General features: G+C 49.9%; 15 protein-coding genes and 1 pseudogene. All 16 read left to right on the top strand.

All coding sequences use genetic code 11. The annotated features are described in order from the left end of the window. Positions 1-52: 52 nt before the first annotated feature. The 16 genes and pseudogenes from HH215_RS17775 to HH215_RS17700 all read left to right on the top strand — a co-directional run bounded on the left by HH215_RS17775 (position 53) and on the right by HH215_RS17700 (position 15,410). On the top strand, positions 53-631 hold the full coding sequence (locus HH215_RS17775; protein WP_169281132.1) for a TerD family protein: 579 nt from the start codon (positions 53-55) through the stop codon (positions 629-631). Positions 632-644: 13 nt separating this feature from the next. Then, on the top strand, positions 645-1,226 hold the full coding sequence (locus tag HH215_RS17770) for a TerD family protein (protein WP_169281131.1): 582 nt from the start codon (positions 645-647) through the stop codon (positions 1,224-1,226). 28 nt (positions 1,227-1,254) lie between these two features. Further along, positions 1,255-2,550, top strand: a complete 1,296-nt coding sequence (locus HH215_RS17765) for a TerD family protein (protein WP_169281130.1) — start codon at positions 1,255-1,257, stop codon at positions 2,548-2,550. A 107-nt stretch (positions 2,551-2,657) separates the two neighbouring features. Beyond that, the gene (locus tag HH215_RS17760) at positions 2,658-3,404 is read left to right on the top strand and encodes a DUF475 domain-containing protein (RefSeq protein WP_169284448.1); all 747 of its coding nucleotides are present in this window, start codon (positions 2,658-2,660) and stop codon (positions 3,402-3,404) included. Positions 3,405-3,553: 149 nt separating this feature from the next. Beyond that, positions 3,554-4,761 (top strand): annotated as a pseudogene (locus tag HH215_RS17755) (HpcH/HpaI aldolase/citrate lyase family protein). Next, on the top strand, positions 4,700-6,106 hold the full coding sequence (locus HH215_RS17750) for a phosphoribosyltransferase family protein (RefSeq protein WP_169281129.1): 1,407 nt from the start codon (positions 4,700-4,702) through the stop codon (positions 6,104-6,106). The pseudogene HH215_RS17755 and the gene HH215_RS17750 overlap by 62 nt, the downstream one beginning before the upstream one ends. Continuing rightward, on the top strand, positions 6,107-7,255 hold the full coding sequence (locus tag HH215_RS17745) for a cysteine protease StiP family protein (protein WP_169281128.1): 1,149 nt from the start codon (positions 6,107-6,109) through the stop codon (positions 7,253-7,255). It begins immediately after the preceding gene. Further along, entirely contained in the window at positions 7,252-8,064 is an 813-nt protein-coding gene (locus tag HH215_RS17740; RefSeq protein WP_169281127.1) for an HAD hydrolase family protein, read from the top strand. Before HH215_RS17745 ends, HH215_RS17740 begins: the two co-directional genes overlap by 4 nt. After that, positions 8,061-9,083 carry an ATP-grasp domain-containing protein gene (locus tag HH215_RS17735; RefSeq protein ID WP_169281126.1) on the top strand — a complete coding sequence of 341 codons (1,023 nt, stop codon included), beginning with the start codon at positions 8,061-8,063 and terminating at the stop codon, positions 9,081-9,083. Before HH215_RS17740 ends, HH215_RS17735 begins: the two co-directional genes overlap by 4 nt. A gap of 105 nt (positions 9,084-9,188) precedes the next feature. Beyond that, positions 9,189-9,929 carry a DUF456 domain-containing protein gene (locus HH215_RS17730; RefSeq protein WP_169281125.1) on the top strand — a complete coding sequence of 247 codons (741 nt, stop codon included), beginning with the start codon at positions 9,189-9,191 and terminating at the stop codon, positions 9,927-9,929. Between the two features lie 21 nt (positions 9,930-9,950). Further along, a complete protein-coding gene (locus HH215_RS17725; protein ID WP_169281124.1) occupies positions 9,951-11,048 on the top strand; it encodes a toxic anion resistance protein in 1,098 nt (365 codons plus the stop codon). Between the two features lie 366 nt (positions 11,049-11,414). Next, positions 11,415-12,002: a hypothetical protein gene (locus tag HH215_RS17720; RefSeq protein ID WP_169281123.1), complete on the top strand. Its 588-nt coding sequence runs from the start codon at positions 11,415-11,417 to the stop codon at positions 12,000-12,002. A gap of 62 nt (positions 12,003-12,064) precedes the next feature. Next, complete coding sequence (locus tag HH215_RS17715) at positions 12,065-12,745, top strand: TIGR00266 family protein (RefSeq protein ID WP_169281122.1); 681 nt, start codon at positions 12,065-12,067, stop codon at positions 12,743-12,745. A gap of 101 nt (positions 12,746-12,846) precedes the next feature. Beyond that, complete coding sequence (locus tag HH215_RS17710; RefSeq protein WP_169281121.1) at positions 12,847-13,389, top strand: RNA polymerase sigma factor; 543 nt, start codon at positions 12,847-12,849, stop codon at positions 13,387-13,389. A 180-nt stretch (positions 13,390-13,569) separates the two neighbouring features. Continuing rightward, positions 13,570-14,373: an alpha/beta fold hydrolase gene (locus tag HH215_RS17705; RefSeq protein WP_169284447.1), complete on the top strand. Its 804-nt coding sequence runs from the start codon at positions 13,570-13,572 to the stop codon at positions 14,371-14,373. Positions 14,374-14,405: 32 nt separating this feature from the next. Beyond that, complete coding sequence (locus HH215_RS17700) at positions 14,406-15,410, top strand: sensor domain-containing diguanylate cyclase (protein WP_169281120.1); 1,005 nt, start codon at positions 14,406-14,408, stop codon at positions 15,408-15,410. The last annotated feature ends 26 nt before the right edge of the window (positions 15,411-15,436 follow it).

Raw genomic sequence — 15,436 nt, 5'->3', positions numbered from 1 at the left:
ACCGCTTTTCATTCGGATTGCGGTCCTTTTTTAATTAGAGGAGGAACGTCCCATGGCTGTAAATTTGTCCAAAGGTCAGAAAGTCGATTTAACCAAAACCAATCCGGGTCTCGTTAAAGTGAAAGTCGGTCTAGGCTGGGATACGAACAAATACGACGGCGGAAGTTCCTTCGACCTAGATGCGACCGCCTTTTGCTTGAATGGTTCCGGTAAAGTGAACTCGGATAGCGATTTTATTTACTATAATAACAAGAGCAATACGAACGGAGCGATCCAGCTATCCGGCGATAATCAAACCGGCGAAGGCGCGGGAGACGACGAGTCCCTGACGATCGATCTGAATCAAGTTCCCGCCAATATCGAGAAGGTAGCTTTCTGCATCACGATCCACGATGCCGCGTCGCGCAATCAGAATTTCGGACAAGTAGCTAACGCATTCGTCCGTATTCTCAAGGACGGAACGAACGAAGAGCTTATTCGGTACGATCTGGGAGAAGATTTCTCGATCGAGACTGCGGTCGTCGTAGCGGAATTGTATCGCCATAACGGAGAATGGAAATTCAGCGCCGTAGGAAGCGGCTATCGGGACGGATTAGCGGGTCTTTGCCGCGATTTCGGAGTACAAGTATAGGAGGGTTTACATCATGACGATCAGCTTATCCAAAGGCCAAAGAATCGATTTGACGAAAACGAATCCAGGTCTGCAGCGCGCGGTTATCGGACTTGGATGGGACACTAACAAATATACGGGCGGAGAAGCGTTCGATTTGGACGCATCGGCTTTCCTGCTTAACCAGAGCGGAAAAGCAAGCGGGATCGAGGATTTCGTATTTTATAATAACTTATCCGTATATTCCGGTGCAGTCGTGCACACCGGCGATAACCGCGACGGTCTGGGAGACGGGGACGACGAGCAAATCAAGCTCGACTTCGGTAAAATTCCTCAAACGGTGCATCGCATAGGAATTACGGTTACGATTCACGACGCGAATCAGCGCAGCCAAAATTTCGGACAAGTGTCCAACGCGTTCGTGCGTTTAGTGGACGAGCAAACCGGCACCGAAATTCTTCGGTACGACCTTGGCGAGGACTTCTCGGTGGAGACGGCCGTCGTCGTCTGCGAGCTTTACCGTCACGGACCGGATTGGAAATTTCAAGCGGTCGGCTCGGGTTTCTCGGGCGGATTAGCGGCGCTGGCCGCCAACTACGGTCTTGATGCCAAGTAAGTAAAACCCAAATGGAGGATTTGAACCGATGTCTTTATCCATCATCAAAGGTCAGAAAACGGATATAACCAAAAATAACCCGTCTTTAAGCCGAATTATTGTCGGGATGGGTTGGAATTCTACATCAGGAGTCGACTTGGATTTCTCTGTTTTCGTACTTCAAGCAAATGGAAAAGTAAGATCGGATCAGGATTTGATCTTTTATTCCAATCCGTCCGGAGCGAACGGCTCGGTTCAAATCGTTGGAGAAGGCCGAAAAACTTATGGGAATCAGGCAGACAAAGAGCAAGTGAATATCCAACTGGGAAGTATTCCGAAGGAGGTCGAGCGGGTTCCCTTCACTTTAACGATCTACGAGGGCGACACTCGCAGGCAAAATTTCTCTCTCGTGAACGATGCTTATATCCGGGTTGTCGACGAAACATCCGGAAATGAATTGTTTCGATATGAACTCGGAAAAAACTTTCCTGTCGAAACGGCGATTGTCGTGGGGGAATTATATAGATATAACAACGACTGGAAGTTTAACGCGATCGGTTCGGGGTACTCTGGCGGTCTGAGCGCCCTATGCAGAAGCTTCGGCGTAGACGTCTCCGAAGATGCCGCGCCGTCCCCATCGGCGCAAGCGGCATCCAAGCCTCCGGTGGTACAAGCCCCGCCGCCTACACCGCCGCCAGCAACAGTGACGCCACCTACGCCACCTACGCCTCCGCCGTCTTCGATTCGACTGGATAAGATCGAGCTTCGCAAGAAGGGCGAGGTCATTAACCTTCAGAAGAACGCCGGTTCACTGGGGGAGATTCTGGTTAACTTGAACTGGAATCGCAAGAAAACCGGAGGCGGATTATTCAAAGCCGCAACCGGTATCGACCTGGATTTAGGCTGTTTGTACGAACTGAAGGACGGTACGAAAGGCGGCGTTCAAGCGCTGGGCAACGCTTTCGGTGACTTGAACCGTCCGCCGTACGTCTCGCTTGACGGCGATGATCGAACCGGGGCATTGGCCGGGGGCGAGAACCTGCGAATAAACGGCTCGAAGGTGGCCGAGATAGAAAGAATCGTCATCTTCGCCTTTATTTATGAAGGGGTAGCGAATTGGTCGCAAGCGGATGGGGTCGTCACCATTAAGCAATCCGGCGGGCCGGACATCGAAGTGAGGATGGACGAGTACAACAACAGCAAGGGCCTATGCGCGATTGCGATGATCAAGAACGTGAACAATCAAACGTTTAGCATTGAGAGATTGGTTCAATTTTTTGATGATCAGCAAAAGCTGGACGTAGCCTATAATTGGGGTTTACGTTGGGCGAAGGGCAGGAAGTAAGGCGCTTCAAGCATTTAATCTAGCAAAACTTGGCAGGGGGAGCTTTCATCGTGGATTTTTTTAGTAGTATTTATGATAGTTTTGCCAGTTTCTTTGACTGGAACCATATGAGCGAGCTCTTGTCGCAACCGGAAACATGGGGCGTTATCGGTACGCTGATCATTATTGAAGGCTTGCTCTCCGCCGACAATGCGTTGGTATTAGCCGTAATGGTTAAACATCTCCCGAAAGAACAACAGAAAAAGGCATTGTTCTACGGTCTTCTGGGAGCTTACGTATTCCGGTTCATTGCGATCGGCATAGGGATATATCTTGTAAAAATAACGTGGGTTTCCATACTCGGCGGACTTTACTTGCTCTGGATCGCGTGCAGCAACCTGTTCGACTTACAATTCGCTATGGCTAGAGTCGGCGGCGTTCCGCTTATTCCTTACATTAGACGGAAGCCGAAAGCGGAAGATGAAGAAGAGGAAGGCAGCAACAAAGGTTACGGCTTCTGGCGCACTGTACTTGCCGTAGAGATGGTAGATATTGCTTTTAGTATCGATAGCGTTATCGCGGCTTTCGGTATCAGCCAAGAAGTGTGGGTATTGCTCTTGGGGGGTATGCTCGGAGTATTAATGATGAGGGGCGTAGCGCAAATCTTCCTCAAATTAATCGAGAAGTTCCCTGAGCTTGAGAAAGCGGCATTTATTCTGATTATCGTTATTGGATTGAAGATGATCGCTTTCGCGTTCGGCGTTCATGTTCCGAAAGCGTTGTTCTTCTCCAGTCTCATTGCCATATTGGGCGGCGCGGTGCTTCTAAGCATTTACAGAAGGAAGAAACAAGAAGCGGCAAGTTCGGCCAAGTAAATATTATCCCGTCCGCAATGAATAATCGTAGGAACAGGAATATCCCTCATGAACGAATGGGGGATATTTTTTAGAACTATTTCTGGGATTATTTTCTAGAACCGGAAAGTCCGTAATCTCGTGCAAGAAGCATTAAGGAGGGTGAGTCGATGCGATATTTTGACTATCTGAGCCCAGAACAGGAAAACGATATTTTTCACTACGTTCCAATGGAGTTCAGCAATCGTGATGATAAGGAGATGCTCTCCTACGCGGTCGGAGCGGCGCTGTATATGCCGGCGATCAGGCCGACCATTGCGGAGGACATCGTCAATAAGAAAATCAAAGGGCTCGTATCCATGGTAATCGATCTGGAAGACGCCGTGGGCGACAACGAAGTTCATCAAGCGGAGATCAGCTTGAGCCAGACGATGGTTAAGCTGGAATCCTTCATAGATAGAGGCGTGCTGCTGCTTCGAGAGCTGCCGCTCATCTTCGTTCGAGTGCGCTCGGCCGAACAATTCGCGAGATTGCTTCATGCATTGGAGGAGCAATTGCCGCTCATTACGGGCTTTGCGTTTCCTAAGTTCACGGCAGCTTCGGGCGAAGTTTATTTTCGGATATTGGAACAGTACAATAGGGGAAGTCTCCGGATGCTCCAATGTTATACGGGATGCCGATCTTGGAAACGACCGACGTTATTTTCAGAGAAAGCCGCCTGAACTCGTTGCTGGACATACAATCTCTATTGACGAAATACAAGCCTTACGTGCTTAACGTCCGAATCGGGGCGACCGATTTTTCCAGCATATTCGGCTTACGTCGAAATCCGGATATGACGATCTACGATATCGGCGTGATCCGCGACTGCATTTCGGACATCATCAATATTTTCGGAAGAGAAGGCAATAGCTTCGTGATCTCGGGCCCGGTTTGGGAATATTTCAAGAGCGGTCGGGTTCTGAAGCCTCAATTAAGGGAAACTCCCTTCGAGGAAATGATGGGCGAAGACGGCTTGCGATTGCGAATGTCCTATATCGATCGATATGTTGATGGATTGATCCGCGAAGTCGCGTATGATAAGGAAAACGGCATTATCGGCAAGACGATTATCCACCCGACCCATCTGTTGCCGGTTCAGTCGCTCTACGTCGTGACCCACGAAGAATACATCGATGCCGTGAGTATTATCTCGAACAGCCAAGGCGACCGCGGGGTCATGAAAAGTCAGTACGAGAACAAAATGAACGAAATCAAGCCTCATCTTAACTGGTCTAACCGGATTATGAATCGATCAAAGATTTTCGGGGTGCTACATGAAAAACACAACTTCACATGCTTACTCGCAGACACGCAAAGAACCGGAGCGCTTGTATAAAATATTGGACGAGCTGCAAGTCGGAGTGACGGTCACTTCGAATCCTTATGGCCTGGAGCTCGATCATCTGTTTCGGATGGCGGCTAGAATCAATAAGAAACGCGGATTCTTATTCGTCAGTAAGTTGCTTGGCAAACATTTGCCGGTTCAGCCCTCTCTTTCGCTCGCTTCGGGAGCGGTATTGGGATGCTTGTACGAGTCTATGATTCTCGGGCGGGAGTCTGCCGCGGTTTCCGTGCAACTATTGCAAGAGGCATTCCAAGATTCCGAGAAAGCAGATGCTTTGTACGAGCGATTAATGGATAATAAAATCAACGTCGACGAACCTACTTTGTTCATCGGCTTCGCGGAGACGGCGACCGCTCTTGGTCATAGCATGTTCGATGCTTTTAAGGGAAACGTATCCTTCCTTACGACGACGAGGGAGCAGATCGAGCACTTGTCCTCGCTAATCAATTTCGAAGAAGAGCATTCCCATGCCATGTCGCACCGGTGTTATGCCTTAGATCCGGAACTGTTCCGTAAGGCGGATCGAATCGTACTTGTCGACGACGAGATTACGACGGGCAATACTTCCTTGAATATTATTAAGGAGTTATTCGAACAATTCGGTCACGAAGACTATGTCGTAGCCAGTTTGTTGGATTGGCGATCCGAGGCGGACAGGAATCGGTTCGCGAAGCTGGAGCAGGAGCTCGGCATTCGAATCCGCTGCTTGTCTCTTATCGAAGGATCGATAACGATTGAAGGAAGTCCACTGGACGAGCAAGCCCGATTGCCGGCTTCGGTGGTTCAAGATACGGAAGTTACGATACGTAAGTTGGATGTTTCCCGATATTTTATGCATCTTGATCGTCCCCCTGTTGCGGACAATAAAGACGTTTCTTATCTATCGAACACGGGCCGGTTCGGTATGACCGCTGCGCAAGGAGAGTTACTCGATCGGGAAATCGAGCAGGCCTCGAAACAATTGGTGGCGCAGAGAACGGGTAAGAGAGTTATTTGCATGGGTACCGGCGAGTTTATGTATATTCCGATGCGGATTGCCGATCTCATGGGCAACGAGGTCTATTATCAATCAACGACGAGGAGTCCGATTCATCCGATGCAGAGGGAGCAATACGCGGTTTCCTCCGCTTATAAGTATGAATCCGTGGATGATGCGTCGGTCGCGAATTATATGTACAATTTATCGCCCGGACAATACGATGAAGCATTTGTTTTCGTCGAACGGGAGTATGACGAGGAGAAGGGGAAATCATTCGAACAGGCGCTCGCCCGAATCGGCATTCCCATCGTCAACCTTGTTTTCTTCAGCAAGTCGCAATCCGAGGAGGGCATGTAAATGAGTACCTCGCAACCGATATTCGCAGGACATCTAGCCTCGCCTTCTTCGATGGGCAGTTACAAGCCCGATGACGCCATCTTCCTCTTAAAAGATTTGAGCAGCTTAGCTTTGGAACGCGGTACGGAAGACCGGGAAGAAGCCATTCAGTCGGGCACTCACTATTCGGAGATGCTCCCGACGGAATATCGCCCCTCGGAGGCATATATCCGGCTCTTTCATGAATCGCTTGAAGCGACGGCGAAGAGAGTCGCGGAAGCGGTGGCCAGCGTGGCCGAGCAGATCGTGGCCAAGAGGGGGACGGCAATCGTCCTCGTATCGTTAGCCAGAGCGGGAACGCCGATCGGCGTGTTGATTAAACGATATATTAAAGCGTATTTCGGCGTTGATCTTGCCCACTATAGCATTTCGATCATAAGAGGCAAAGGAATCGACGAGAACGCCCTAAAATATATTTTGCGTACCCATCCGCAAGCGGAAATTCAATTCATAGACGGTTGGACGGGCAAAGGCGCGATTCGCAAAGTGCTCATCCAAGCTTGCGCCACCTTTCAAGACAAACTCGGCATGAAATTGAACGATGACCTGGCCGTGCTCGCGGATCCAGGTAGCTGCTCGGCGACTTACGGAACGCGCGAAGATTTTCTGATTCCGAGCGCTTGCCTGAACGCGACCGTGTCGGGATTGATCAGCCGGACCGTCTTGCGGGACGACTTGATCGGGCCTGACGATTATCATGGCGCGAAGTATTATCGGGAATGGGAGAAAGACGATTTATCGAATGCGTACATCGAGGCGATCATTCCCTATTTCGATGAGGTAAAGGAAGCGGCGCGGGCTCATGCCAACCGTCTTCTAGCTGCGGAAGGAGATCCCGTCACTTGGCAAGGAGAGCAGGACATTCGTAGAATTCAGAAGGATTACGGCATTGCCGATATCAATCTGATCAAGCCAGGCGTAGGGGAAACGACTCGCGTGCTCTTGCGAAGGGTACCTTGGAAAATACTCGTTAACGATCCGAACAACCCGAATCTGGCTCCGATTCTTCACCTAGCGAGAGAACGCGGCGTGCCGGTCGAGGCGTACCCGGATTTAACTTATTCGTGCTGCGGGATCATCAAGCCTTTGGCGAAGGGAGAATCGGAATGATTTTTGCCTGCGATTTGGACCAAACGCTTATCTATTCCCGCAATTCTATGGGGCCTATCGAGGAGGATGAACTCGTTCCCGTAGAAACCTATGACGGCGACTATCGTTCGTTCATGACCCGCACCGCCAATCTTTATCTTCAGCGTCTCAGCCAGAACATTCTATTCGTACCGACAACGACCAGAATTTACGAGCAATACAACCGAATATTCGGGTTGACCGAAGCTTATTCGATCCCATCGCGATATGCCATCGTTAGCAACGGAGGCAAAGTGCTTGTCGACGGGAAGCCGGATGCGGACTGGGAGCATCGGGTACGTCAAGCGGTACTTGCCAAATGCGCTCCTCATCTAGAGGTCAAAGCAATATTCGACCGATTGGTTTCCGAGGATTGGGTATTGAAGGATCGCTATTGCGATGACTTGTTCTATTCCGTGATCGTAAGGCGCGATCTTCTCCCCGCGGAATTAATGGAAGAGCTTGAATCGCGATTGCGAGATTTGGGGTGGAGTAGTTCGCTCCAAGGCCGTAAAATCTATCTCGTTCCGGATCATGTCAGCAAAGGCTCGGCGGTTCGATACGTGAAGGAGTTGTCCGGCTCGTCGTTCGTGTTCGCGGCAGGGGATAGCTTGCTCGATGAAAGCATGCTAGAGTTAGCCGATGAAGCCATGGCTCCGAACCATGGCGAGCTCTATCGGAAATACGGCGTTCATAAGCATATCGGCTTTACGGAAAACTCCGGGATACGGGCTTCCGACGAGATACTGGCTAGGCTGACGAATCGAATGGAGGTAAGGAAGGCGTTATGACGAACATTTACTTAAACCGCTGGTTTTCCGTTTCCTACCACTACATGAACATGATCCGCGACAATCCGGACGGCGGGCAATTCAAATTTTACGGCACGCATCCGGACACGAATCATCTGAGCTTGCAGGCATGCGATTACTCCGAGCAGGAACCTGTTCTGCACGGCACCGAATACGTCGATTACGCCGTAGATTTTTGCCGTCGCCATGAAATCGATATTTTTATCCCGCGTCTCAAAATGCTCGAAATCGCTAAGGAAGCCGAGAGGTTCGACGCGATCGGAACGAAGGTTATGGTCTGCCGCGATATTCCGTTGCTGGAGAGCATGCTGGATAAGGATAAATTTTATGAGACGTTGGAAGGAACGGGCGTCGTTCCGATTCCGGAATATGATGTCGTGGAGACCGCTCAGCAGTTCAAGGATGCCTATGAGGCTCTCGTCCGGAACGGACATCGGGTATGCTTCAAGCCGACGAATTCCGAGGGGGGCCTTGGCTTTCGCATCATCGACAATCATATGAACGCTCTTGATAACCTCTATGGATGGGTTAGTTTATCTATTCCGTTCGATCAGGCTTATAACACATTGTCCGCGGTAGAAAAGTTTCCGAAGCTGATGGTTATGGAATTGTTGGAAGAAGACGAATTCAGCATCGACTGCCTATCGGATTCGAATGGCAAGCTGATCGTGGCGGTCCCGAGAAGAAAGTCCACGGGAAGAATTTACGTGCTGGACGAAGTTCCCGAGCTGAACGAGATTGCGGAACGAATCGCGGAACAATGCAAAATTCCTTACGTATTTAATATTCAGGTAAAATATAACAAGGGCGTTCCCAAGCTGCTGGAGATTAATCCGAGAATGTCAGGAGGACTATTCATTACATGCCTGACCGGGGTGAACATGCCTTATCTCGCGGTGAAGACGATTCTCGGACAACCGTTCGAGCGTCCGAAACCCGTGTGGGGAATCCGAGCGAGTTATTTGGAACTTCCCATCGTTATGAAGGATAGAAGCTAACTTCCGAGATTAAATTGACGTACGCGATTGAAAACCCTAAACTTAAAGGGAATATTCAAAAGTGAAACAAGCCAATTTGATCGCATGACAGGAGGTACGTGTAATTTGCTTCGTTCGAAATGGGGGCTAGCCTCCGTAATCGTCGGTTATGTAGCGGGTCTAGTGTCGGATATTTTTCTTCCCGTCGCGGTTGCTTTGATTTTCCCGGTTCTTGGAACGATGCTCGGGTCGGTCATTCGACAGGCCGAACTTAAGGCGGCCAAGCGTTCCGCGGAGAGAGACGCCGCCATAGCGGCGGCAGCGGTTGAAGCCGCGACTAGCAATCAGCGGGTCGATCAACCGAATTCGGCGGGTCATCGGATTGCCGAAGCTTCATCGCAGTCGTCTTCATCTCAGCCTTCTTCGTCGCATCCGGATAGAGGACATGCTCACCGTGCTTCTAATCTGGGGCCGGAGTGGGATTCCGTAATGGAATATATCGGGACGATCGAGGATATGGTGTTGATCGAGGGGGAGAAGAACAACCTCGATAATGAAATCGTTCAACGTACGTTGTCGTTGCTTGTCAGGTTAAACCGTATTATTCCTCAACTGGTCGAGTTCAACAACGGGGATATCAATCATAAGATTCAGCGGCTCGTGTTGAGAGATTTGAACGGAACGATTACGCCATTCCTTAATCTGAGCGGTGAAGCCAAGCGACAGAACCGCCGGATTTTATTGAATAGCCTTAAGGACATCGACAATCAAATTACGACATACACGAGCTTTATCGAACAGAAGGATCTTATGGAATTGAAGAACAAGGCCGAGCTCATTCACCAGCGCTACGGCGCAGGCAACTAAACACTAGGGGAGGATTTACGCATGAGTACGCAAGCTATTCTGCTTAAGGATTCAGACGCGGCAAGAGTTCAACAGGAAGCGCAAGCTACGATTCAACGCATATCTTCGACCGATCCGATGCAATTGGATTCCCTGATGGACGAAATCGGAAGAATGGGTCAGAAGACGATGGAGAAAGCCGGGGCTAATCTGACCTTGCTGGAACGTCCTCTGAACGACCTGTTAGGCGGCAAACGTTCGGAAATCGCCGGCAATATCTTGAAGCTGCGCAACGAAGTCGACGACCTGAACCGCAGCAAGGATCTGTCTCTGATGCAGAAGATTCTGCGCAAGACGCCGATGAAGAACTACATTATGAAATATCAGTCGGTCAAGACCAACGTGCAGGCGATCATCTCTGCGCTGCGCAACGGCAAAGACAACTTGGAAGAAAACATCGTGCACATGCGCAACCTGAAGCAAATGTGCCTTCAAGAAATGTATAACGTGCAGCAGCGGATCGAGTTAGGCAATCAGTTGAAGTCGCTGTTCGAGCTGGAAATCGCGAAGCCGGAGAACGAAACGAGAAAAGCTCAGTTGGAGCGGGGACTGCGTAAAGTCGTAACCCGGATTCAAGCTTTGACCGAGATGATCATGCTCTACCAGCAAGCGATCGCCGGTTCGGATATTATTAACGACAATAACGACAAGCTGATCGATTCGGTAGACGCTACGATCGACAAGACGCAGCATCTGATTACCGTTTCCGCGATGATCGCGACGGCGTTGGACGACCAATTGAAGGTTATCGATGCGGTTAACGCGACCAATGACATGCTGGGCAAGCAATTCGCGGAAAATGCTCGTCTGCTGAACGAGACGACCCAGAAGACGACGGAAGCGATGACGAAGTCTTCCATGTCCATGGAGCAAATTACCCAAGCGATGAACGATCTGACATCCGCGCTTAACCGTTGCGAGGAATCGAACCGTACGATTATCGCTTCCGCGACGGAACAAACGACGCGCTTGAACGAGATCAATAAGCAAATGGGACAGCGTCTGGGCTTACCGTCAGGGACAAGCCCAGCAGCTCCGGCCGCGATTCAACAGCCGTCGGTGTCAAGCTTATTGGATTAATCCATATTTCGCGTGAAACATGCGCCGCCAGCCTCTAGCAGGGATGGCGGCTTCTTGTTTAACTGGCCATAGTCGAAAAAACAGCGAACAGGGAAGCAATGCCAGATCGGTTGTCATAAATCTCCTATCTGCCGGATAGACTATGAATATCTTTGTAAATCCGGTTTGATAGAGAGGAAGATCGATATGGTCATGAACTGGGTCATCGGAATCGGCATCCTTGTTCTTATCATCGTTGCGAGCAGCGAGAAAACGGAATCGATCATGGAGCTTGCCGAAGGAGCGGAACGGTAAAAGATTTTCAAATGCCCCCCGATTTGGTACTATACCAGTAGGTCACATCGCAAATCGGGAGGAGCAGTCTGCTTGGATTTTACTTTTGAAATCTTGGATCCCACCACGATTAATATTCGCTTTAATTACGGGGGCGAATGGTTCGAGTTTAATTTGTTTATGAGACAGAATCAGTGGATTCTTCATCCTTTCGATGCGAGTTTGCTAGGGAATCCTGATATGTGCCGTCTCGTCGTAGCGGATCTGCTGGCTCACAAGCCGTTCCAGGTCATGCTGGCGAAAGAGCGGATTATGTTATCCCAATTAAGGAGCTCGGTCGACGTGTCCGGTAACGAGGGTGCGGAACGGGTTCGCGGCGGTAGATTCGAGGACTTGGACGATGAGATAGATAAACCGGCGGATTCAATGGACGACTGGATCAGGAACCATACGTTCGAGGAAATACTCGCCATAGAGCTGCATGGAGTCGAGGATCGGCTTCGGCATTATCAGGCGTTGTTGCAGAAAATGTTCTATGAAAACTTGGGTCCGGGAAACGTAGAGTTCGATAAGGTGCAAGAGATTACGCGAATTTACAAGGATGCTGCCGGAAGACTAACCGAATTAATCGACCCGGATAGCTTTCTAAGAGATCGAAATAAGGATGGACGTCGTTTCTAAGGCAAGACGGGCTCATCTCGAGATAAATAATTTTCAGCATTCCAACGACCGGAGGACTAACGATGAAACACGAGGTAATGTACCAAGGAGCATTCGCGATGCTCAAGATTCACCTGACCGCCGGAGAAAGCGTTAAAGCCGAATCGGGCGCGATGGTATCGATGTCGCCTAATATCGACGTTAAAGGTACCGCCGATGGAGGCATCATGGCAGGGTTAGGAAGAATGCTGAGCGGAGAGACGTTCTTCTTCCAAGAGTTGTCCGCGAACAGAGGCGGAGGAGAAGTCTTGCTAGCACCGGCATCCATGGGAGATATTCAATCCGTTGAACTCGACGGGTCTTATCGTCTATTCGTGCAGAAAGACGGGTTCCTCGCAGGATCGAGCGGAATTAAGGTCAATACGAAGATGCAAAATCTGAGCCGCGGGCTGTTGTCCGGCGAAGGGTTCTTTATTATCGAGATCAGCGGAACGGGTACCGTGTTCCTATCCTCCTACGGTTCGATACATGCGATCAACCTCGAACCGGGCGAAGAGCGAATTATAGATAACGGACATTTGGTCGCTTGGCCGGATTACGTCCACTATTCCATCGAGAAGGCTTCCAAAGGCTGGTTCTCGAGTATTACGAGCGGCGAAGCGCTTGTATGTCGATTCCGAGGAGAAGGAATCGTACTCATTCAAACCCGTAATCCGGCCGGTTTCGGAAGCTGGATTAAGAAATTCATACCGGGAGCTCGCTAAACGTGTAGTTTTTGCGAAATTTTCTGTGAATTCTTTAGCAGACATGCTCACATTTGATATAATAGGGGAAATCGAGGTTCGCAGAATAGAGGTGTAGACCTATGGATATGCAGCATTCCGTGAACAGAGGGATCCCTGTTGTCTCCTATGAGCAATTATTCGAGCATTACAAAGATAAAATATTCAGTTTCGCCTGGAAAATTTTGCGCAGCAAAATGGATAGCGAAGAGGCCGTGCAAGAAACTTTTCTCAGGCTGTACGTGAACTTCGAGCGTCTAGATCCGGGGGGATCGGTATCTTCCCTCATCTTCACCACGACGAAAAATATATGCTTCGACATTCTGCGGAAGAGGAAAACGAAGCTCACGCTTGCTCATCCGATGATGAAGCACGAGGGCTGGGAGGATCAAGCGGCGGATGCGATGCGTCCCGAGGATGCGCTGATCTTGAAGGAAGCGTCCGAGAGTTTGCTGGCGGCTATCAGCAAGCTGCCCAAGGCATACCGGCTCATGGTTTATCAGCGTTACGTGCTCGACATGTCCATGGAGGAGATCGTGGAGATCAACCATGTGAAGATGAACACGGTGAAATCGCGGCTTAAGAGAGGCCGGGATTTGCTAAAGAAGCATATGGAGAAGATTTAATCGGAAGCCGTGAATTTCCGGAGTTAGCTCTGGATATTCTCGGCTTTGTTATTTGGAGCGCGTAAGAGGAAGAATCTGACGTTTTCGTGCAGAATTCGACTTTTACTGTAGATACGTTGGGGATTATGTTATAGATTAGTAGTATGTTGGCAGGGTGCTGGACAACGAGAGGTGAAGGATATTAATAAGAGCATTTTATCCCGGAACAACGTTACGATAGTGGGCAAGGGAGAGCGGCCGATGGTATTCGCGCACGGCTTCGGATGCGATCAAGAGATGTGGCGGCACGTCGCTCCGGCTTTCGAGGAGGATTACAAGGTGATCTTGTTCGATTACGTAGGCTCGGGAAAATCAAACTTGAATGATTACGATCCGGGAAGATACGGACACTTGAACGGATATGCGCAGGACGTGCTGGAGATTGCGGAATCCTTGGATCTTCGCGATGCGGTATTCGTAGGACACTCGGTGAGCGGCATGATCGGAACGTTGGCATCGATCCGTAATTCCGATTACTTCGGGCAATTGATCATGCTCGGGCCGTCGCCTCGTTATCTTAACGATCTACCCGATTACTTGGGGGGATTCGATCGAAACGATATTTTAGAGCTGCTTACGATGATGGAGATGAATTTCACGGGCTGGGCGAGTTACTTGGCGCCGATCGTCATGAATAATCCGGAGCGGGGGGAATTGGCGGTGGAACTCGAACGAACCTTCTGTTCGAGAGATCCCGCTATCGCGCGTCAATTCGCGGAAGTCACGTTCTTCTCGGACTGTCGCGAACAGCTGGAGAAGGTTACCGTTCCGTCTCTTATTCTGCAATGTTCGGAAGATAGCATCGCTCCGAAAGAAGTCGGCGATTATCTGCACGCGCATCTTAAGAACAGCACGTTAAAGCTGATGCGGGCGAAGGGCCACTATCCGCACCTAAGCCATCCGGAAGAAACGGTACAGTTGATTACGGAATATTTGACTTCATGATTCGTTAATTAGAAGGAAAGGGCTGCGGCCTTATGAATGACCAGTTGAATTACGCTCCATGCGGATTCGTTACGTTGTCGAATACCGGAATCATTACCGACGTGAACCAAACGCTGCTTGATTTACTTCAATATGAACGTATCGAATTGGTTAACCGGCATATCGAAACGATTATGACCGTCGCTAACAAAATCTTTTTTCATACCTATTTTTATCCGTACATTCAACTTCACGGTTTCGTCAACGAGATCTATCTCACGCTTAAGAACAAGAACGATCTAGAAGTGCCGGTGCTATTAAACGGAGCTCGCAAAGAACGCGACGGGGAGTCGTACATCGATTGCGTCTTAATCGAGATGCGCAAGCGGATCGAATACGAGAGAGACATGCTAAGCGCGCGGAATAAGCTGGAGGTACTGAATATAGCGAAAGATGAAGCGCTCGAGACGTTAAAAACCTTGCACGCGGAGCTCGGGAAGAAACAAGAGGAACTGATCGAGCTGAACAGAAGACTCGAGTCGCAAGCATCCACGGACGGATTAACGGGGGCCAGAAATCGAAGATTCTTTCAGGAAAGTCTGGCCGGCAGCTTATCTACGTTCCATCGATTACATATTCCGTTCTCTTTGCTGCTGCTCGATATCGATTATTTCAAACGAATCAACGATACCTACGGTCATCCCGTGGGAGACGAGATCTTGATCAAATTAGCCAAAACCTTGCAAGCCGAGTCCAGGGAAATCGATATCGTAGCCCGTTACGGGGGCGAGGAGTTCGCCATCATCTTGCCGGGCGTTGACCGGGACAATGCAACTCTCATCGCGGAGAGATGCCGACTGACGGTCGAGCAGGCGGATTGGGGCGAGTACGGGATTACGGTCAGCGTAGGCGCAGCGACCGTAACGGAAGAGGACACGGATGAAACGCTGGTCGTGAGGGCGGATCAGGCTTTGTACGCTTCGAAGAGCAGAGGCCGAAACCGGGTAACTCACTCGGACGACCGAAGCTGGCAGGAGGAAGGAGGAGGGGCAGACTAGACGTCTGCTCCTTTGTTTTGTTGCAT

Origin of the sequence: Cohnella herbarum, from assembly GCF_012849095.1 — a bacterium.
Taxonomy (GTDB): domain Bacteria; phylum Bacillota; class Bacilli; order Paenibacillales; family Paenibacillaceae; genus Cohnella; species Cohnella herbarum.
This window is presented reverse-complemented; position numbering and strand designations above follow the sequence as displayed.

Coding starts and splice junctions, on each gene's coding strand:
- HH215_RS17775 (WP_169281132.1), top strand. CDS start 53: ATGGCTGTAAATTTGTCCAAAGGTCAGAAAGTCGATTTAACCAAAACC.
- HH215_RS17770 (WP_169281131.1), top strand. CDS start 645: ATGACGATCAGCTTATCCAAAGGCCAAAGAATCGATTTGACGAAAACG.
- HH215_RS17765 (WP_169281130.1), top strand. CDS start 1,255: ATGTCTTTATCCATCATCAAAGGTCAGAAAACGGATATAACCAAAAAT.
- HH215_RS17760 (WP_169284448.1), top strand. CDS start 2,658: ATGAGCGAGCTCTTGTCGCAACCGGAAACATGGGGCGTTATCGGTACG.
- HH215_RS17750 (WP_169281129.1), top strand. CDS start 4,700: ATGAAAAACACAACTTCACATGCTTACTCGCAGACACGCAAAGAACCG.
- HH215_RS17745 (WP_169281128.1), top strand. CDS start 6,107: ATGAGTACCTCGCAACCGATATTCGCAGGACATCTAGCCTCGCCTTCT.
- HH215_RS17740 (WP_169281127.1), top strand. CDS start 7,252: ATGATTTTTGCCTGCGATTTGGACCAAACGCTTATCTATTCCCGCAAT.
- HH215_RS17735 (WP_169281126.1), top strand. CDS start 8,061: ATGACGAACATTTACTTAAACCGCTGGTTTTCCGTTTCCTACCACTAC.
- HH215_RS17725 (WP_169281124.1), top strand. CDS start 9,951: ATGAGTACGCAAGCTATTCTGCTTAAGGATTCAGACGCGGCAAGAGTT.
- HH215_RS17715 (WP_169281122.1), top strand. CDS start 12,065: ATGAAACACGAGGTAATGTACCAAGGAGCATTCGCGATGCTCAAGATT.
- HH215_RS17710 (WP_169281121.1), top strand. CDS start 12,847: ATGGATATGCAGCATTCCGTGAACAGAGGGATCCCTGTTGTCTCCTAT.
- HH215_RS17700 (WP_169281120.1), top strand. CDS start 14,406: ATGAATGACCAGTTGAATTACGCTCCATGCGGATTCGTTACGTTGTCG.